Source organism: Phytohabitans aurantiacus (assembly GCF_027923225.1).
Lineage (GTDB): Bacteria > Actinomycetota > Actinomycetes > Mycobacteriales > Micromonosporaceae > Phytohabitans > Phytohabitans aurantiacus.
In genome coordinates this window covers 168403-185699 of sequence record NZ_BSDI01000017.1, presented here as the reverse complement: position 1 = coordinate 185699, position 17297 = coordinate 168403, and the positions used below count along the sequence as shown (strand labels likewise).

The 17297-nt window shown below is 68.2% G+C and carries 20 protein-coding genes and 1 pseudogene; 11 read left to right on the top strand and 10 right to left on the bottom strand.

Annotated features, from left to right (window positions below; genetic code table 11):
• Positions 1-433 precede the first annotated feature (433 nt).
• Together QMG73_RS19695 and QMG73_RS19690 are read left to right on the top strand one after the other, a co-directional pair.
• Positions 434-691, top strand: coding sequence for a hypothetical protein (locus QMG73_RS19695; RefSeq protein ID WP_281897728.1), 258 nt, complete (start codon positions 434-436; stop codon positions 689-691).
• A pseudogene (locus QMG73_RS19690) lies at positions 688-981 on the top strand (DUF1877 family protein); the annotation flags it as partial. The gene QMG73_RS19695 and the pseudogene QMG73_RS19690, both read left to right, overlap by 4 nt.
• A gap of 121 nt (positions 982-1102) precedes the next feature.
• Here the strand turns inward: QMG73_RS19690 and QMG73_RS19685 are convergent.
• Positions 1103-3430 (bottom strand): ATP-binding protein, encoded by a 2328-nt coding sequence (locus QMG73_RS19685; RefSeq protein WP_281897724.1) that lies wholly within the window; start codon positions 3428-3430, stop codon positions 1103-1105.
• Positions 3431-3652: 222 nt separating this feature from the next.
• Between QMG73_RS19685 and QMG73_RS19680 the strand changes: the two genes are divergently transcribed.
• Positions 3653-3847 (top strand): hypothetical protein, encoded by a 195-nt coding sequence (locus QMG73_RS19680; protein ID WP_281897722.1) that lies wholly within the window; start codon positions 3653-3655, stop codon positions 3845-3847.
• Positions 3848-3855: 8 nt separating this feature from the next.
• Here the strand turns inward: QMG73_RS19680 and QMG73_RS19675 are convergent, their stop codons facing one another.
• Positions 3856-4992, bottom strand: a complete 1137-nt coding sequence (locus tag QMG73_RS19675) for a cellulose-binding domain-containing protein (RefSeq protein ID WP_281897719.1) — start codon at positions 4990-4992, stop codon at positions 3856-3858.
• Between the two features lie 96 nt (positions 4993-5088).
• Between QMG73_RS19675 and QMG73_RS19670 the strand changes: the two genes are divergently transcribed.
• Complete coding sequence (locus QMG73_RS19670) at positions 5089-5322, top strand: heme-binding protein (RefSeq protein ID WP_281897717.1); 234 nt, start codon at positions 5089-5091, stop codon at positions 5320-5322.
• Positions 5323-5346: 24 nt separating this feature from the next.
• Here the strand turns inward: QMG73_RS19670 and QMG73_RS19665 are convergent, their stop codons facing one another.
• Positions 5347-5697 (bottom strand): hypothetical protein, encoded by a 351-nt coding sequence (locus QMG73_RS19665; protein WP_281897715.1) that lies wholly within the window; start codon positions 5695-5697, stop codon positions 5347-5349.
• Between the two features lie 56 nt (positions 5698-5753).
• On the opposite strand from QMG73_RS19665, the gene QMG73_RS19660 reads away from it, so the two are divergent.
• Both QMG73_RS19660 and QMG73_RS19655 read left to right on the top strand, forming a co-directional pair.
• Positions 5754-6440 (top strand): hypothetical protein, encoded by a 687-nt coding sequence (locus tag QMG73_RS19660; RefSeq protein ID WP_281897713.1) that lies wholly within the window; start codon positions 5754-5756, stop codon positions 6438-6440.
• A gap of 776 nt (positions 6441-7216) precedes the next feature.
• A complete protein-coding gene (locus tag QMG73_RS19655) occupies positions 7217-7840 on the top strand; it encodes a hypothetical protein (RefSeq protein WP_281897711.1) in 624 nt (207 codons plus the stop codon).
• Between the two features lie 908 nt (positions 7841-8748).
• Here QMG73_RS19655 and QMG73_RS19650 read toward each other — a convergent pair.
• Positions 8749-9231: an NUDIX domain-containing protein gene (locus QMG73_RS19650; RefSeq protein ID WP_281897709.1), complete on the bottom strand. Its 483-nt coding sequence runs from the start codon at positions 9229-9231 to the stop codon at positions 8749-8751.
• A gap of 92 nt (positions 9232-9323) precedes the next feature.
• On the opposite strand from QMG73_RS19650, the gene QMG73_RS19645 reads away from it, so the two are divergent.
• Positions 9324-9635, top strand: a complete 312-nt coding sequence (locus tag QMG73_RS19645) for a hypothetical protein (RefSeq protein WP_281897707.1) — start codon at positions 9324-9326, stop codon at positions 9633-9635.
• Positions 9636-9711: 76 nt separating this feature from the next.
• On the opposite strand, the gene QMG73_RS19640 is transcribed toward QMG73_RS19645, so the two are convergent.
• The gene (locus QMG73_RS19640) at positions 9712-10221 is read right to left on the bottom strand and encodes an HAD domain-containing protein (protein WP_309299500.1); all 510 of its coding nucleotides are present in this window, start codon (positions 10219-10221) and stop codon (positions 9712-9714) included.
• Positions 10222-10349: 128 nt separating this feature from the next.
• A complete protein-coding gene (locus QMG73_RS19635) occupies positions 10350-10697 on the bottom strand; it encodes a hypothetical protein (RefSeq protein ID WP_281897704.1) in 348 nt (115 codons plus the stop codon).
• A gap of 1013 nt (positions 10698-11710) precedes the next feature.
• On the opposite strand from QMG73_RS19635, the gene QMG73_RS19630 reads away from it, so the two are divergent.
• Both QMG73_RS19630 and QMG73_RS19625 read left to right on the top strand, forming a co-directional pair.
• Positions 11711-12295 (top strand): hypothetical protein, encoded by a 585-nt coding sequence (locus QMG73_RS19630; RefSeq protein WP_281897702.1) that lies wholly within the window; start codon positions 11711-11713, stop codon positions 12293-12295.
• A gap of 71 nt (positions 12296-12366) precedes the next feature.
• Positions 12367-12489 carry a hypothetical protein gene (locus tag QMG73_RS19625; RefSeq protein ID WP_281897701.1) on the top strand — a complete coding sequence of 41 codons (123 nt, stop codon included), beginning with the start codon at positions 12367-12369 and terminating at the stop codon, positions 12487-12489.
• Positions 12490-12664: 175 nt separating this feature from the next.
• Here the strand turns inward: QMG73_RS19625 and QMG73_RS19620 are convergent, their stop codons facing one another.
• On the bottom strand, positions 12665-13621 hold the full coding sequence (locus QMG73_RS19620; protein ID WP_281897699.1) for a WD40 repeat domain-containing protein: 957 nt from the start codon (positions 13619-13621) through the stop codon (positions 12665-12667).
• Positions 13622-13718: 97 nt separating this feature from the next.
• On the opposite strand from QMG73_RS19620, the gene QMG73_RS19615 reads away from it, so the two are divergent.
• Positions 13719-13907, top strand: coding sequence for a hypothetical protein (locus QMG73_RS19615; protein ID WP_281897697.1), 189 nt, complete (start codon positions 13719-13721; stop codon positions 13905-13907).
• Positions 13904-14041 (top strand): hypothetical protein, encoded by a 138-nt coding sequence (locus QMG73_RS19610; RefSeq protein ID WP_281897694.1) that lies wholly within the window; start codon positions 13904-13906, stop codon positions 14039-14041. Before QMG73_RS19615 ends, QMG73_RS19610 begins: the two co-directional genes overlap by 4 nt.
• 160 nt (positions 14042-14201) lie before the next feature.
• Here the strand turns inward: QMG73_RS19610 and QMG73_RS19605 are convergent, their stop codons facing one another.
• Genes QMG73_RS19605 through QMG73_RS19595 form a run of 3 tightly spaced genes read right to left on the bottom strand, consistent with a single transcriptional unit; the run spans position 14202 to position 17196 of the window.
• On the bottom strand, positions 14202-14927 hold the full coding sequence (locus QMG73_RS19605; RefSeq protein WP_281897693.1) for an ABC transporter permease: 726 nt from the start codon (positions 14925-14927) through the stop codon (positions 14202-14204).
• On the bottom strand, positions 14924-16282 hold the full coding sequence (locus tag QMG73_RS19600) for a DUF1349 domain-containing protein (protein ID WP_281897691.1): 1359 nt from the start codon (positions 16280-16282) through the stop codon (positions 14924-14926). Before QMG73_RS19600 ends, QMG73_RS19605 begins: the two co-directional genes overlap by 4 nt.
• Positions 16279-17196 (bottom strand): ABC transporter ATP-binding protein, encoded by a 918-nt coding sequence (locus QMG73_RS19595; RefSeq protein ID WP_281897689.1) that lies wholly within the window; start codon positions 17194-17196, stop codon positions 16279-16281. Before QMG73_RS19595 ends, QMG73_RS19600 begins: the two co-directional genes overlap by 4 nt.
• Positions 17197-17297 lie beyond the last annotated feature (101 nt).

The following is a 17297-nucleotide window of genomic DNA, read 5'->3' as shown; positions in this document are numbered from 1 at the left end:
ACGGGTTTCGGGATGCCAGCGGTCAATGTCGTCGGGTCAGGGTGCGGGTCGGCCGTCGTCCCAGAAGCCAGTCTCCGTACCGGTTGCAGAGCCGATCTTTTACAGTCCCTCCCACGGGAGGTGCGTCTGTAGAGTGACTGGCATGCGATACCGGGGGTGGCTGCGCCAATCGGTCGTGGTAACCGGGATTTTCGTACTTGCCGTCAGCATGGGGCCGTGGTGGCGGACCCGGTGGGCTGTCGGCGGGGGCAGTGATGTTCGGTATGACGCTTTGGACGTCTCGGCCTGGCGGGCGTCGGTGTGGTGGGCCGTCGGGCTCGTCCTGTGTGTGGTGGCAGTGGTTGGCTGGCTGTCGCTGGACCGTGTGCCGCCGTTGCGGGGTCGGCTGCGTTGGGTTCCGTTCGCCTGCTGCTTGGCGGGTTTGCTGGTTGCGGTGGTTCGGTGGGTAGGTATCGGTCCGCTCGGTACTGGGCGGGGGTTGGGTTGGACGGCGAGCGACGGGGCGTCGGTTGGCGTGGGCGGCGTCGTTCGAGACGAGCTGCTCGTCTACCACTCGTCGGGGCTCGATATGGCTCCGGGCTGGGGTCTCTATGTGGGGGTTGCGGGGATGACGGTGCTGTCCGCGTTGCTGTTCTGCGCGGCGTTGTTTCGTCCCGACGCGCAGATGGCTGGGGCGGAACCTCAGGCATGATGCCGAACCGTCCGTCCAGCCAGACGGTGGAATTCTCGCGGTTACCTGAGCCGAGGATCTGGCCAGACGCGGATGCGGTACTTTTCGACGCCCTGGAGCTGTTGTTCCTGCTCGGCACGTTGGGCGATGGTGAGTCCGGCGCTGGTTCCTGTAGCACCAAGCCGGATCTGGACAAGTCCTGGCACGGCATTCACTACCTGCTTACCGGCACCGCCTGGGCGATGGGTGAAGCAGCGGCCGACGCCGCGATCCTTGGCGGCGACGAGGTCGGCGAGGACAACGGATACGGCCCAGCCCGGCTGTCCGCTTTGCCGCTGGCCAGAATGTTCGGCTCGTCCGGCTGTTGTTCCCATGACCGGGCGAGCCGACACTCGTCGGGCGCTTGGGTGGAACAAAGTGACGGCCGGGGTGTCAGATGGCCGCGGCTTTGGCGCGAATCTCGGCCGCCCGGCGGTGTTCCAGTTCGTCGAGTATGGTCGCCGCGGTCTGCCACGCTTCACGTGCGGCGAGGTTGTCGCCCATGGCATGGTGGGTGTCGCCGACGTGGTCCAGTGTGTAGGCCTCGAAGCACCTGTCGCCGAACTCGCGGAACAGATCGAGGGCGCGCCGGTAGCTGTCCAGCGCGTCGTCGTAGCGGCCCAGATGGTGGTGGGCGTATCCGACGCTGTCCCAGGTGGTGGCCTGGTTGCGCCGGTCACCGGTGAGGCGCAGCTGCCTGATCGCCTCCTGGCAGTTGGTCAGCGCCGTCTCGAACTCGCCGACCAGGGCGTGGTACCAGCCGACCGAGTTGTACGCGTACGCCAGTCTGGCCCGGTCGTTGGTGCCGCGTAGCAGGTCGCGGCTGCGGATGGCGTGTTCGAGGGCGTCGTGGGGGCGTCCTTCACGTTCGAAGGTCAGGCAGAGGTTGCGGTGGCAGCGTGCCTGGCCCACGATGTCACCCAGCTCGCGGTAAAGGTCGAGCGCCTGGCGGGCGTGGTCGCGGCTGTCGTCGTAACGGCCCAGCCAGGCGTACACGCCGATGAGGGCGAGGTGGATTCGGGCGAGCCACGCACGGTCGTCGAACTGGTCGGCTGCGGTCAGCGCGATCCGCAGCCCGGCGAGCCAGTCTTGCCAATAGCTGCGCAGGTTTTGAAACGACCCGACCGTCCAGGCGAGGTGGCGGGCGTGGGCGGGGAGGCCGTGTGCCCGCGCCGCCTCGGTCGCGGCGGTGAGGATTTGGTACTCGGCGGCGTACCAGGTCAGAGCGGCGGTGGTGTCGGTGAGCGGCTCCGGTTGGGCGCCGGCGATCGGCGGCGGTGGTTCGACCTGGTCGCGCAGCGGATCGAGCAGCATTGCGGCGGTGTGCGCGGTGCGTGTGTAGTGGTCCAGGACCCGGGCGAGCGCGTCGTCGGTGTCGCACGTGGCGGCGAGTTCGACGGCGTAGGCGCGGAGCAGGTCGTGGCAGGCGAACCGGCCGGGGCGGTGCTCGGTGAGCAGGTTGGCGCGGGTCAGCTCGCGCAGCAGCGCTTCGGCGGTGGTGGCTGGGACGGCGGCGAGGCTGGCCGCCGCGGCGATCCCGATGTCGGGTCCGGGGTGGACGCCGAGCAGCCGGAACATGCGGGCGGCGCCGTCCGGCAGTAGCCGGTACGACCATGACAGCACGCTGCGCACGTCGGCGGCCGCGTCGCCGGTGGCGAGTGCGTCGAGGGGGCGTCCGAGCTCGGCGGCGAGCCGAGGCAGCGGCACTTCGTCGGCGACCGCCCGCGCCGCGGCGACGGCCAGGCCGAGCGGGAGACCGCCGCAGCGGTCGATGATCTGGTCCACCGCGTCGGGGTGTGCGGCGACGCGGGCGGGGCCGAGTCGGGCGGCGAGCATCTCGGTCGCCTCCTCAGTGGACATTACCGCCAGCCCGATCGCCCGAGCGCCATCGACGGCAACCAGGCCGGTCAGCCGGTGTCGGCTCGTGACGATCACCGCGCAGCCGGACGAGCCGGGCAGCAGCGGGCGGACCTGTGCGGCGTCCGCGGCGTTGTCCAGCAGGATCAGTATCTGGCGGGTGGCCAGCAGGCTGCGGTAGAGGGCGATCCGCTCGTCTGCCTCGGCCGGAATCTGCGCGGCGGGCACGCCGAGCGCGACGAGGAAGCCATGCAGCGCGGCGGCCGGCTCCACCGGCGTACCGGTCGGGTCGAAGCCACGCAGGTTGACGTATAGCTGGCCGTCCGGAAAGGCGTCCACCACCCGGTGCGCCCAATGCGCGGCGATCATGGTCTTGCCCACCCCGGCTGTACCCGACAGGGCCGCGACTCGCGTGCCTGGCCCGGCCAGCAGCGCGTCCAGCGCGGCCAGTTGCTCCACTCGACCGGCGAACGCCGGTGCGACGGCGGGCAGCTGCCGCGGCACCGTGGGGCGGGATCGGCGGACGTGGCCGGTGACCGCCGGATCCTCGTCGGCCGGCCGTGCCGCCTGGGCACCCTGCCGGCGCGGCGCGGTCCGGCGTTCGGCCACCCGGTCCCGCGCGGTGGCCAGCATCCCCTGCTCCGCCACGGTGGTGCCGAGCAACCTGATCAGCGTGTCGAAACGGCTCGTCGACGGCAGGATCTGCCCGGAGAAGTAGCCGCCGATGACACTCACCGACCAGCCGGTCTTGGCAGCCAACTCACGATAGGTCAACTCCGGCAAAGACCGCTCCCGCGCCTCCCTGCGGCGCAAGTGGCGCAACACCCGCGCCAGATCCTCCACCGTGTCGACATCCGACAGCACCACACGTATCCCCGCCCGCCCGGTAGGTCGGTCAACGTTCGCACCCAAGAATAGAACGCCGTCTATGACATTTTGCTCGCCCCTATCGGATCCGCGACAACGAGCTCGAGGCGCTCGACGGCTGGCCGATCTGTGCCGGGCGCCGCGCCGGTGTACTGGTTTCCGGTCGCACGACGGCCAGTCCGCCACGACAGGGTGCCTGCCCCAAGGCGATGGCTGCGCTTGTCAAGTCTGTCGGCCATCGGGACCTCGCCGCGCGGTGGACGGGATGATTGCGGCGCTGCCGGTGGCGAGGGTTCGCGGGCCCGCAACGACCCGGCCGAGCTCGCCACGCTGATCGCGCTCGTGGACGCCGGCGCGGTACGGGTCGAGGTCACGGTCCGGCCGTTCACGGGCAAGACCGTCCTGGTGCCGTAACCCGGCGGTCAGCTCCCGACGACGCAGCTCGTCCCGTTGAGCGTGAAGGCCGTCGGCGCCGGGTTGCTGGCGCTCCACGAACCGTAGATGCCCAACGTGACGCTCCCGCCGACCGGGATCGTCCTGTTCCAGTCCGCGTTCTCGGCCGTGACCACCGCGTTGTCCTGCGTGACCCGGGCGCCCCAAGCGGTGACCACCCGCTGGTCGCCGAGGTACGCGAACCGGAGCATCCAGCCGTTGACCGCCGCGGACGGGCTCGTGTTGCGGATCGTCACCGAGGCCACAAAGCCGCCCCGCCACTGCGACGTGTTCGTATACGTGACCAGGCACTGCCCCGGCGTCTCCGGCGGGTTCGTCGCGCCGACCACGTTGATGGCGGCGGTCGCGATCGACACGTTGCCAGCCGCGTCCCGGGCCCGCACGTAGAACTGGTTGCGCCCCGGGCCCAGCGGCACCCCAGCGCTGGTGCCGGTGACGGTGGCGAGCAGCGTGGAGACGAAGACCCCGTCGAAGCGGTAAACCTCGTAGCCGGTCACCGCCACGTTGTCGGATGCCGGCGACCAGGACAGCTGGGCCGTCAGCGCGGTCTGGCTGACCAGCGTGAAGCCGGGCGGGGTGGTCGGCGGCGTGGTGTCCGGCCCCGTGTCAGTGCTCGGCGTGACGACCACAAGCTGGTTCGAGGAGGCCGAGCGGCGGCCCATCGAGTCGCGCGCGGACACCACGAAGCTGTACTGCCGGGCACGCGAGATGTTCGCCGTGATCGTCGTGGTCGTGACGTTGCCGACCTGGTGGTGGTAGCCGACGTCGTAGAACGCCGGGATGTAGAAGATGTCGTAGCCGACGATCTCGCAACAGCCCCGCTGCGACGGCGTCCAGGTGAGCGTCACCGACGTGGTCGTGACGGCGGTGGCCGCCAGGTCGGTCGGCGCGGTCGGCGGGAAGGGCGAGGTGCCGGGCGTGCTCGGTGTGACCGGCGGGGTCGGTGACGTCGGCGGCGACGTGGTCAGGGCACCCAGCATGGTGCCGGCGCCCGCGCCGGGCACGGCCACGACGACGATCGCGGCGAACGCGACCGCGGGCAGGAGGATGGCTGCCAGGAGACCCGGCAGCAGACGACGGGCCACGGTGGAGCGCACGCCTGACATGTACCGACAATGCGATAGCCATCGATGTACGTCAAGGTGTGATGGCTCAGGTTTCGGTCGAGGACCGCTTGAGTGTGACTCAGGCGGGCTCGGGCGTTGCGTATCGACACGAACCTGTTCAATCCCGTGATCCGGTCCGGCGCGCCCGGCTTCGGCATGGGCATGCAACTTCGGTCGGGGGGCTCCCTCGTTCCGTACGCGGGCGGGGTGCTGCTCACGCAGGACGCGACGGTGGTCGGAGCCCTCGGCGTCTCCGGCGCGGCGCTGGCCGACACCGACCACGAGATCGCTAAGTCCGTGATCGCTGAATACGAGCTCCAGGCGCGATAACCGGATGCTAAGTGCCCCTCGTCGTTAGTTCGTCGGGGGTTGGGTCCAGGCGGTGGGGTCGTTGAGGTAGAGGCCGCAGGCGCAGTCGAGGGCTTGTTCGGGGCTGCCGGCGTGTAGTCCGCTGGGCAGTATCGAGTTTTCGTAGCCGTCGCGGCTGGCCAGGTAGATCGCGAAGCCCCAGGTGCTGGCCGATCCGCCGTACCGTAGCCGGCATAGCGGCAGGGTGATGCCGCCGGGTAGCTGTCCAGCGATGTAGGCGAAGACGCCGTAGCAGCGCACGTGAATCGCGGTCAGGGCCGGCCATCGCTGTTCGGCGTGGCGGGTCAAGCGTTGGCGCAGGCTGGTCTTGGTCGACTCTGGTGGCGGCTTGGGCACAGCCTCCGATAGTGCCCGATCCGGGTGCGGCGTGTTTGGCGTGTGAGCTGCCGGCCGTGCATGGTGTTCCGCTGTCGCGGTGGAGCGCCGCGGACCTGGCCGACGAGGCCGTCTGCGCCGGCATCGCGCAGGACATCTCGGCCTCCACGGTGGCCCGCTGGCTGGCCGCCGACGCGATCCAACCCTGGCGCCACCGCTCGTGGATCTTCCCTCGAGATCCGGACTTCACCGTCAAGGCCAGCACGGTGCTGGACCTCTACGCCGGCCTCTGGCAGGGCGAACCGCTCGGCGACGGCGACTATGTGATTAGCGCCGACGAGAAGACCTCGATCCAGGCCCGCTGCCGCTGCCACCCCACCCTGGCAACCGGCCTGACCCGGCGCATGCGCGTCGAGCACGAGTACGACCGCGGCGGCGCGCTGGCCTGCCTGACCGCCCTGGACGTGCACCCCGGCACCGTGATCAGCCGATGCGCGCCAACCACCGGCATCGCACCGTTCGCCGCCCTGGTCGAGCAGGTCATGACAGCCGAGCCGTACGCCTCAGCACGACGAGTGTTCTGGGTCGTGGACAACGGCTCCTCACACTGCGGCCAAGCCTCCTGCGACCGGATGGTCGACAACTGGCCGAACGCCACGCTGGTGCACCTGGGACGGCACCGGCGAGTCAAGGGTCCACGTGCGCCTTGCGCTGCCCGGGCATGCCTGAACGAGCTCCGCACGAGGCGAGTAATCCGGCATTGAGCTGCAGAAAGACCGAAGATTCCGCCCGACGGCTCCGCTACACCACTCCCCCATTGACCCGGAGTTCTTGTGTCCGCCAGCCCGGAGCGATCTGTCCGCCGATTTCGATTTCTTCGTGTCCGCTGGCATCGTCTTCGGCTGAAGCTGTAATGAAACCGTCCGACGCTACGATGGCGTTTCTTTCAGACCGAGGAAATGAAAGGTTGGTTCCACAATGCTTCGTTGGCGAATCATCGCGACCGCGGTAGCGGCTGTCACCGTCGGGATGCTCGCGTGGGTGGGTTCCGCGTCGGCCGCCGTTGCCGGTGGAATCTGCTGGTAGCCGTGAAGCTGGGAAGGTCGGGGCGTCACGAGTCCGACCTTTCCAGCGCCCGCAGGAACGTGGTCCCGACGGCCAGATACACCAGCGTGCCTACCCCGTCCGTCAGAGCCTGGAGGACCGAACACGCACTGTCATCGGCTAGATCAGGATGTAGAAAGGATCGGCGGCAAGGTGGACCTATGCCGTAGAAGGCGCCTGGGTCTGCGGCCTCAGGAGCCGACAGCTCGGTAGACGCGCTGCTCACGCGGCTCGGGTGGCCCGGGTGAACCGTCGTTCCCGGAGGTACACAGGGGGAAGGTTCACGTAGAGGTCGGTGGCTGTGGCGCGGCAAGATGGCTGGGTGCAGTCGTCACCGGATCAGGCTGGGTCGCCGGCACTGGATGATGATGGGGAACATCGGCGCGAGGTGTGGCGGGAGCGGCACCGACGCTACGGCGAGCCAACCTTTGTGCCCATGGCCGAGGTGTACTCGATCATTGAGGGTGTTCTCTCGCCGTCGTCGCTTGGGTTTGAGCAGGTGCGTGAGCGAGTGTGGGTGCGGCGGGTCGATGGTGAGCACACCAGCATGTGGTCGCTGCAGCCGGTGAAGGGTGCGGCTGTGACGATCGTGTGGGGCACCTCGGTGCCCTACGTACCCGTGAGGTTGGTACCCAGGCTGCGGTGGGCGCGGACACTGAAGCAGTCCACGGCTGCGCTGTGGGAAACCAGCGGTGAGGTCTGGTCGCGTTCAGGCGGGTTGCTCATGCGCGGAGGGATCGACACGGGGCGCGGCCGCCAATGCGTCGAGGACGACGCACAGGAGTTGTGGACAGCTGTGAGAGACAGGGCAGTGGCCTTCTGGAACACCACATCCTCGCCGGCCGGACTGCTGGCCGCCGCGCAGCAGCAGGCGGCCCATCCGTCAATCCACGACCCGGCGCCAGCCCTGACGGCAGTGTTCACCCGCATCCGGCTCGGTGACACCACAGCCGCGCGGACTCGGCTCAGCCAGCTGACCTCCACACTCACTAAGGAAGAACTCGAAGCGGCCAAGCGAGCGATCGACCTACTTCACCATCCATCGCCGGACCGAGCGTGACAGCACACCACCGATTCGAGCGGTCGGCGGCAGACGATCGCACCTGATCTTGGATGAGCAATTCCCTTGGCTGGCCGAAGTGTGCAAGGGCCGCCGGGATCGGCGAAGGCGACGAAAAGCGACCATACCGAAGTGCGGTTGCGCGGCGGACCTTGGGACGGAAGAACCCAGGTTATTCGAATGGACGACCACCCGGGGCAAGCTTCCGGATCGGCTACGTGGGGCCCTGTTCTTGGCAAGACGGCCCTGGTGCAGTAGAGCAGCTCTCAAGTTGAAACAGCTCAATGTGGCTGGATGGACCATTCCCGCCGGCCGGAAGGTCAGCAAGGATGAACGGTCACGTGGCACGCGATGCCGCTGATTCAAGGGAGGCCCAACATGCGTACCGTCAAACGACTCGTCATCGTCGTAGCCGCCGCGGCAGCTACGTTGCTGGCCTGGCAAGCCGCTGCAGCGGCGGCGTCGATGGTCGAGTACGCGCTGCTCTGATCCCGCCAGACCGCGACTCGCGCGGCCCGCTCACGATCAGCCCTGCGCCTCGCGGGTGCGCGGACTGCGCGCAGCGAGCCCCTGCTGATGCGCAAGCGTCCCGGACACCTCGGCCACCACCAGCACCGGACACCGATAGGCACTGAATGCTCTTGCGGTAGCGACTTCCAAGAGGCTTGCTACGACGAGGGCAAGGACCCGGCTGGTGGAAACAACAGCGGCGCGAGGTGCGCGGACGGCCGGGCCTCCTGATCGAGGACGCCGCGCTGATCCGGGCGATGCGTGCACCAAGCAACCAGAGCCAAGCATCGAACGTGACGACCCAGGTTCCGTCGATTGCGCACGACGCGGCATGACAGTGAGTCGATCTTGGGTTTCTCGACGTCACCGAAACATCTGTCCAACCAGCGTGGAGGTGGCTAATAGCGCAGCAGACCACCAACCGCGACCGGATCGACGTGACCACTCGCCGGCCGAGTGCGGTACATCTCCCAAGCGATGTCAATGATGACGGCCCGTTCGAGCTGCCCGACCTCGGACACAGGAATCCAGGCAGCGAGGTCAGTCGAGCCACTGACCTCGCTGCGCAACTCGCCGCCCTTGATACCAACGCCATAGAAGACGCCCACACTGTGCAACTCGCCACCTGAAGGCCCCGCCCAGGCCACATGCCAGGTCCGAGAGTCGACACCAAGAAGACGCTCCACCTCAACGACGTACCCGGTCTCTTCACACACCTCTCGCACGACGGCGTCGTACGGGTCCTCCGCATGCTCGACCTTGCCACCCGGCAGCGTCCAATGCCGCTGCGTCGCGTCCGGCGAGACATACCGAGCCAACAGCATCCGACCATCGCTCACGCACACACCGTAGGCCGCCAAGCGAAGCAGCTGCGAAGTCATGACCCGCGACTCTAGCCCGGCGACAGCAACCAGCCCTGAACTGCACACGGCAGATCCGGACGCCGGGCAGGCAGACCAGCGATGATGATTGCGTGAAGACGATCTACCCAGACAACAGCGACGGCGACCGGGAGGTCCGCCCCGAGGCCGTGCCCGGCCTGCGCCCCGAAACCGAAGGTACGGCCGACGCCACGTCACTCACACTCGAAGTCGATGGAGAGATGTTCGTCCTCCGCTCGAACGAGTTCAGCGGCACCGACTACACGTGGCTTAGCGGGCCGAACCCCGGCTACGGATTCGGCGTGAGCCCGACCCCGAACCTGTCGCTTGCCGAGCACACGGAGCACATCCGCGGCTTCCTGAACATCGTTGACCCCACCACCGGATACATCGAAGACGACTGAACAGTAGGGTCGTCGACGTTCCAGTCGCTCCGCAACCCACCATCGGCGGCATGAGAGTTAATCCGATCATCGACTGCTATGGCGCTGCCAGCCACTGGCGAATCCGAATGAAGTCGGCCTCGGTAAGGCCGACGAGTGGGTCAACGCGGTGCAGTAGCGCCTTACCCTGGTAGTGGGCTTGAACCCATCGCCGGTCGACGTCCGTGATCTCGTCGTCGAGCCACACGAAGGTACGCCCGGCCGCAAACCGGGTCAGGAACGGCGTCTTCCAGTGCAGCCCATGTTCGGGCTCGTCGTCATCGGGAAAATCGACGACGGGTAGTTCCGGCAGCCCGAGTCGTGGCGCCACGAGGTCGTTCGCGTCGGCCATCCAGGTCGTCGCCCATGCCAGCTGGCAACCCAGGACCAAAAGTCTGCGCCCGTCCCCCGGGTCAAGCCGATCCAGCAAGGGATTGCCCGAAGCACCGTCAGCCCACACGAGGGAATGGTTCGCGACCACAGCGGACCCGGCCGGGCGAGAGCGGAATGGGATCAGCGTCCCATCAACATCGAGGAATACGATCGGGTAGTCACCGTCACCGGCCATCATCGGCAGAAGGTACTCGCAGACGCACATCACGATCGCCGGTGGGGTGTACGCGGCCAGCCCTCGCCCGCGCGGACGAGGCTCGGGCATCCACCTCGCGCGGCAGGTGAGCGCGCTTGCGGGTGCCATCACGGCTGATCACGGAGCTTGCCGTCGATGCGTGGCCGGTCGGCTCCATCCACCGCGATGCAGATGCCGTAGACCCTCGCATGATTCGTCCAGCCGTTGACCCGCCCACGATTGTTGCTGATCTGGACACGGCCGGTCGGGTCGACCGCCGACACCAGGTGTAGGTAGATCGTGCCGGCTACCTTCGCCAGCACGATGTCACCGACTTCGACCCTCGCGGGGTCGACCGGGGCCACGGTCACCAGTTGACGACTCCGGATCAACGGAACCATGGATGATCCGCTCGGACGAAACTCGACGGTGGCGCCAGCGGCGACCCGGCTGGCGATCAGACCCAACATGCCCATCGCACACAGCGTGTCGCAGGTGCGCGTGACCGGCCAGTGAGTTTCCACGACACCGCTTGCGCACGACCGCGACCACCGGCGCCTTTGCCCAAGCGCCCAGCGGCAGATAAGTGAGTCTCCAGAGGTATCAGCTGACACTTAGCGCCAGGTGAGGACGAGTAGGAGTACCCAGAGCACGCCAGCGAGGGACGGCAAGGCATATGTGAGAATGGGTAGCGAACTCGCACCACGCTTTCGCCACTGCATTCGCAATGCCCGATATTCCGGAAGGTGCTCGCGAATCCTTACAAATACCAAGCGGTAATATTGGAGATGTCGGTGGCCGACATACATCCAAGCGAGTGTCAGCAGGAGTCCGAATCCTGCTATGACACGATCCGTAACCGCCGGTCGATCAGACCGGAACGTCGGAAGTGCGGCAAGCATGCTGGTGTAAGAAACCAGCAACAAAGATTCTGCAACCAGGAAGATGTTTGCTCGCTGGAACAGCATTGTGCCGAGATGGAGGCCGTGCGCCCAGAGCCGGCCCCTCTCCTCTGGGGTCAACTGTTCGTCGCCCGCTATCTGATCTTGCGATGCTGCCATCGCCCGACAGCCCTCCTCGGCGCTACACCACAACCCTGCTACGACGGCCATGCGTCCGCCGCCCTCACAGTCACCAATGCATCTGAAGATCGGGAGCCTTGAGTCGGATATGCGATGCCGACGCCCTCATCTCGGCAAGAGCGCGCACTTGACGCGGCGCGCCGGGCAGGCCCGTGTCACCCCCCTTGACCCGGCCGGCGCTATCCGGAGGTCCTGGGACGCGCCCGTCACGCGTGTCGTTGGGGCACCCCGATTACGAGCCCGTTATTGGCGCGGACTCCGGCCCGTACGGCCATGAGGAGTCGCTGGTTCCGGCCACACGTGCATACGAGGGCTGACGCGCTCGCCGTCTTCGACGAAGGCTGAAGCCCGCGGGCGCTTGCGATCGACGGCCATAGTTGGAAGAGGTCGTCGAAGGGGGGTGCGCCTTGGCAGAGCCGCCAGCCGCCAAATCCTTCCGGGACTCCCACTGGTGGTACCAACTGGGCGAGGTCGCCGACGGCCTGGGTAAGGTGCTGATCTTCGTGATTCTGTGGTACACGCCGGTCTTCCTGGCAGTCAACGCGCACACCCGCGGGATCGGGTTCGTGTCCGGCACCAGGCCGGTCATCGAGGGCTCGGCGTGCAGCGACATCGAGTCCCCCGGCTGTCTGTGGCGCCGCGAGGACTGGACCTGGACAGTGCCAGCCGGCGCGACGACGGAGACGACCGTCAAGCCGCACAGCCCTGGCGCGGTCCGCGGCACGGCCGGCTACGTGTCCGTCCGCGACGGCTGCGCCGGTGCCCGGGTGGCGTGGCAGATCTTCGTCGGCGACGACCCGGTGGCCTCCGGCACTGTCGAGTACGGACCGCCGCAGGAGGTGACCTCCGAGCCGGTCGCGCCGCCGATCCGGCAGGTGCGGATCACCGCGCGCCGGACGGACACCGCCTCCTGCGCTGCGGTCTTCGTCTGGGGCGACATGCAGATCGACGCCCCGTGGCGGGTATGGCCATGGGAGCTGTGGCCCAAGTGACCGCGGCGGCACAGAGCGCGCGGCCAACTGCCGCGCGTCACCGGCCGGCGCCGCGGGCCCAGCACCGGTCGGTGACTGCGGTGGCGGTGGGGCAACTGGATGGCCGTCCGATCATCGTCTCCGGCAGCGACGACTACACGGTGCGGGTGTGGGACCAAGCCGGCCCACGAACCAACGAGACACACGATCTGTAATTAACGTAGCCTCAACAATCTACGGAACTGCTGTCCGCCATCACTGTCATCGGCAAGAGAGTCCGTTTGCTAGCGGCGTGATCGTGCTGCGTTGCCGAGCGGGCCATTGCTGGTGAACCTCGCCGATGTACGCGCGGCGGGCTCCGGTGACGGGCCGCCCCTGGGGCATGTGTGGTCAGTGAGTCGAGTTGGCTCGCCGGGCGATGTCGAAGCCGCAGATCGTGACGCGGCGGTCGACCATCAGCAGCGGTTCCGGTCGGCTGTAGTCGAGGTTGGTGGTCACCCACGGCGGGTCGGAGCGCCCGGTGTTCTCCCGGATGATGAAACGGCTGTCGTGGACAGCCTCGGGGAAAACGCGCGCCCCGTCGACGAGCAGGTGCTGCTGTCCAGTCGTAACGTCGACGGCGACAAGCCGCCGATACATTTCGTCATCGACGATGTCGTCCAGACCGGCTACAAGGCGATGCTCGTCGAGCCAGGCGCCGTTGGAGGCGTGCGGGATTTCGGCGTCCAGGCGCTGCCACAACACGCTGCCGCCCAGATCAACCACCGAGGTTTGGCAGTACACATCATCACGGTCGGCCACGTACACCAGATAGGTGACGGCGATGTACCGGCCCGTCGGTGACCAGCTGATCGTGCTCTGAGCGGAATGGCCACCGCGGGTGGCCCACAGTCGACGACGCTGTCCAGTCACTGTGTCGGTAAGCCCGATCGCCGCCAGACCACTATCGTCGCTGTCATCGTCGGGATCCCAGGGCGTGCACAGGCTGGCAATCAAAGCTCCATCCGGCGACAGCGCCACGGCGACGTCTCGACCGTCCACATCGCCTGGATACCAGCGCTGCCGGCCGGTGGCCAGATCGTGCACACACAACCCGGTCGGCTTGGGCAGGATCGGGTGTCGCGGCGTGCCGTGGGGCGCGATCAGGAGTAGCCGCCGACCGTCGCCGGAAAGCATGACCTGGTTGGCGATTTCCGCCGGCAGGCCCGGCACGCGCACGAACTCATGACGGCCGGCATCCAACGCCAGCACAGCCGGGACACCTTCAACCGCTAACCGAATCGCCGCAGCCGCCCGGGCCACCGACCCCGCCGCCGCAACACCCGTCAGGTGATACGGGCCACCCAACAAGGTTTCCCCCTCTATTCCCGCGAGTTGTAGCACAGAGAGTAGCGCCACTGCCCCGAGCCAGTAGAGACGGATGGTAAACGTTCACCGTTTGACTGTGGAAGGCCTGATACGACGCGCTAACTTCGGCATGCCTGGCGCTTGTCGGCATCAGCACGAGCGCGGTGATGGGGGCGTCGCGAACGGCGGCGGTGTCGTCTGGCGGGTCAGCGAGCCGACGGTGCTGGACATGTTCACGATCCGCGGCGACGCCGAGCGGCGCAGCAGCGACAGGAAGCCCGGATGACGTCGAAAACGTTGGTGTCCACGGCCATGCGCATGACAGAAATGTCCACTGTGGTCGGTTACTGCGGGCACGCCGCCGCCGGGCCGGACTGGACGTGGTCCCCGAAGCCTGACCACCCCGGCGACCTTGTATGACGGCAATGCCGACCGCACCGACCGGTTCGCGACCCTCATGGGCCTGCCTTCGTCGTCCCCAACGGAAGAACTCCACAAAGGACGATCAGGAGTCCGAGGATGGCCACGGCAGCGACCACGATGATCGTCACGGTTCGTTTGGTCATTTGGTGTGTCTCTTTCACGCGTCGCGGGTGATGAACAGGGCGGCACCGAACAGCAGGGCGGTGCCGGCGTAGGCGGCCAGCGTGCCGAGACCGGTCCACGGTCCGACGGGAACGTCGCCGAGGTTGGTGGTCGCCTGCACGGCGAGCCCGGCGGGCATTGGGGCATACTGTTCGATCCGCGCGTGCCAGCGTTCGTCGCTGATGAGCTGGCCGAACAGTGGAAACAGGTAGAGCAGGCCGAAGACCGTGGTCAGGGCCGGCGCGGTGTGCCGAAGCGCGGTGGCGATGCCGAGGCTGAGCAGGGCGATGAGGCCGAGGTAGAGCACCGTCCCGGCGGCCGCGCGCAGGGTGGGTCCGGCCGTCGCGGTGAATCCCTTATCCTGCAAGAGGATTCGGGCGGCGACCAGCGATCCGGCCACGCCGAGCAGGCCGGCGCCAGCAGCGGTCGCGGTGACCGCCACGGCCTTTGCGATGAGCACCCTTGTCCGGCGCGGTGCGCAGGCGAGGGTGGTGCAGACCAGGCCGCTGGCGTATTCGTTCGTCATGGCCAGGACGGCCAGCACGACGACGACAACCTGTCCGCAGTAGACGCCGGAGAGGCTGGCCTTCGCGAGATCGCCACCGGCCGTCAGTGCCGACGCGGCGGCACCCAGTCCCGTCGTCGTGATGACGGTGGCAAGGGCAAGCCATGCGGTACTGCGTACCGTGTGTAGCTTGGTCCATTCGGCGCGCAGGATCATGCGTCGCGCCTACGCAGGAGCCAGTACCCGACACTCAGGGCGGCCGCGGCATAGCCGGCGAGCACGGCCACGCCGCTCCACGGGTACCCGATCGACATGCCCGCGATCGGCGTGACGCCCAGCAGTCGGGATCCGGCGGTCGGTGGCAGGAACGGCGCGACGACCTGCGGGACGAACACCAGGGCGACGACGCTGGTGATGACACTGGCGGTACGTCGCAAAATCACGCCGACACCGAGGCTGAACAGTGCGATGAGGGCGAGGAACGCCGCGCCGCCGACGATGGCACGCACGACCGTCGTGGTGGACGGGTCCGGGAAGGCCGGCGCGCGGTAGCCGTGGTCACGCAGGATCGGCTGGGAGAGCCAGAACGCGGCCCCGGTGGCGACCAGGCCGGCCAGGAACGTGACGCCGCCGAGGATGAGCGCCTTGGCCGCGAGGACCCGGCCCCGCTGTGGGATCGCGGCGAAGGTCGTCCAGGTCAGGTTCCGCCGATACTCGGCCGTCATGTACAGCGTGCCCGCCGTCACGAAGAGGATCACACTCAGGATGACCGCGCCGAGGACGGCGTCGACGCGGGTGGAGTCTTCGACGGGCTGGGGTCGGCCGAGTTCGCCGGAGCCGGTCACGGTGAACATGTCACCGGCTCGGGACGTGCTGCCGGCCGGTGGCTCGGGAGCCCGCGTTCGTCCGGGCACGGGCGGTTCGGCCGGCGGGGCCACGTCCTGGCTGCTCCACTCGGCGGCCGGTTTCGGGGTGATGGTCACCGCGTCGAACGTGGCCCGTCCGACGGTGTGGATCGCCTGCTGCCGCTTGGCGGTGGGGGTGCCCGAGACCCGTTCCTCGTCAGGCGAGGTGACGAACAGGCCGACCTCGGCCACCTGCGGGAGGCCGTCGAGCGTGACGGCACCGACCGTCCGCCAGGAGGCGCCGTCTGCGGACTCGTAGCCGGTGATGGTGTTGCCGGCGCGAGCGAGTTTGAGCCAGCGCGGCGCGGGTGTACGGCTGCCGGCGAGGTCCGTGGTGGTGCCGGTGCGCATCCGCACGCCGTGGTCGGGGGTGACCATGACCGCCGCGTACGCCGTACCCTCCTTGATGATGACGCCGGCTTTGGCCCACGGGTGGCTCGCGTCCTGGGCGCGCACGTGGGCGACGATCGTGACGTTGCCGGCCGTCGGCTGATACACGAACTGGAACCGGTCGGCGGGCCCGGCGTCGGTCCGCGGCGGGCCGGTGCTTCCCGACGACTGCAGCACCGCGAGTACCACGATCATGCCCACCGCGGCCAGCAGACACCACACGGTCGAGCGCACGGTGCGGAACTTCGTCCACTCGGACCGCAGGACCGCTGTCATGCGACCCTCGCGGCGGTGTACTCGGCCCCGTCGCGGGTGAGTTCCAGGTATGCCTGTTCGAGCGATGCGCGGTACGCGGTCAGCTCGGAAATGGGCAGGCCGGCGAGCAGGGCGGTGATCCGCTCACCGGGCAGGCCGGTGACGGTGACCGTCTCGGGACCGGTCAGCGCGGCCGTGGCGCCGCCGGCGGTGAGGGTGGCGATCGCCTCGGCCGGCCGCGCGGTGCGCAACAAGACCTGGTCGCCGGACGCCCGGGCGAGGAGGTCGGCGACGCTGATGTCGGCGACGAGCCGGCCCCGGGCCACGACGATGAGGTGGTCGGCGGTGTCCTCCAGTTCGCTCATCAGGTGGCTGGAGACGAACACCGCCCGCCCCTGTCCGGCGAGCCCGCGCAGCAGCCCGCGGATCCAGTGGATGCCCTCGGGGTCGAGACCGTTGACCGGTTCGTCGAACAGCAGCACCGGCGCGTCACCGAGCAGCGCCGCCGCGATGCCGAGTCGCTGCTTCATACCGAGGGAGAAGCCACCGGCCCGGCGCCGGGCTACCGACGCCAACCCGACGCCCTCGAGCACCTCGTCCACCCGTTTGGGTGGCAGCCCGTTCGACTGTGCCATCCACAGCAGATGGTCGCGCGCCCGACGCCCGGGGTGGATGGCACCGGCGTCCAGCAGCGCGCCGACCCGGCGCAACGGGGCGCGCAGGCTGCGGTACGGCTGGCCGCAGACCAGGGCGGTCCCGGCGTCCGGCGCGTCCAACCCGAGGATCACGCGCATCGTCGTGGACTTGCCCGCCCCGTTGGGTCCGACGAACCCGGTCACCCGGCCCGGCTCCACGGTGAACGAAAGCCCGTCGACGGCGACCGTGCGCCCGTAGCGTTTGCGCAGCCCTTGGCACTCGATGGAAGTTGTCGTCACGGGCTCCATACAAGCCGTCGAGCCGGGCGGGCACAGGAGCGCGCACCCCCATCTCGGGGGGAGGGCCAGCACCCATGCCCGAACCCACCAGCACGTCTACG

Coding starts and splice junctions, on each gene's coding strand:
- QMG73_RS19675 (WP_281897719.1), bottom strand. CDS start 4,992: ATGTCAGGCGTGCGCTCCACCGTGGCCCGTCGTCTGCTGCCGGGTCTC.
- QMG73_RS19655 (WP_281897711.1), top strand. CDS start 7,217: ATGGCCGAGGTGTACTCGATCATTGAGGGTGTTCTCTCGCCGTCGTCG.
- QMG73_RS19650 (WP_281897709.1), bottom strand. CDS start 9,231: ATGACTTCGCAGCTGCTTCGCTTGGCGGCCTACGGTGTGTGCGTGAGC.
- QMG73_RS19640 (WP_309299500.1), bottom strand. CDS start 10,221: ATGGCCGGTGACGGTGACTACCCGATCGTATTCCTCGATGTTGATGGG.
- QMG73_RS19635 (WP_281897704.1), bottom strand. CDS start 10,697: ATGGGCATGTTGGGTCTGATCGCCAGCCGGGTCGCCGCTGGCGCCACC.
- QMG73_RS19610 (WP_281897694.1), top strand. CDS start 13,904: ATGACGTCGAAAACGTTGGTGTCCACGGCCATGCGCATGACAGAAATG.
- QMG73_RS19605 (WP_281897693.1), bottom strand. CDS start 14,927: ATGATCCTGCGCGCCGAATGGACCAAGCTACACACGGTACGCAGTACC.
- QMG73_RS19600 (WP_281897691.1), bottom strand. CDS start 16,282: ATGACAGCGGTCCTGCGGTCCGAGTGGACGAAGTTCCGCACCGTGCGC.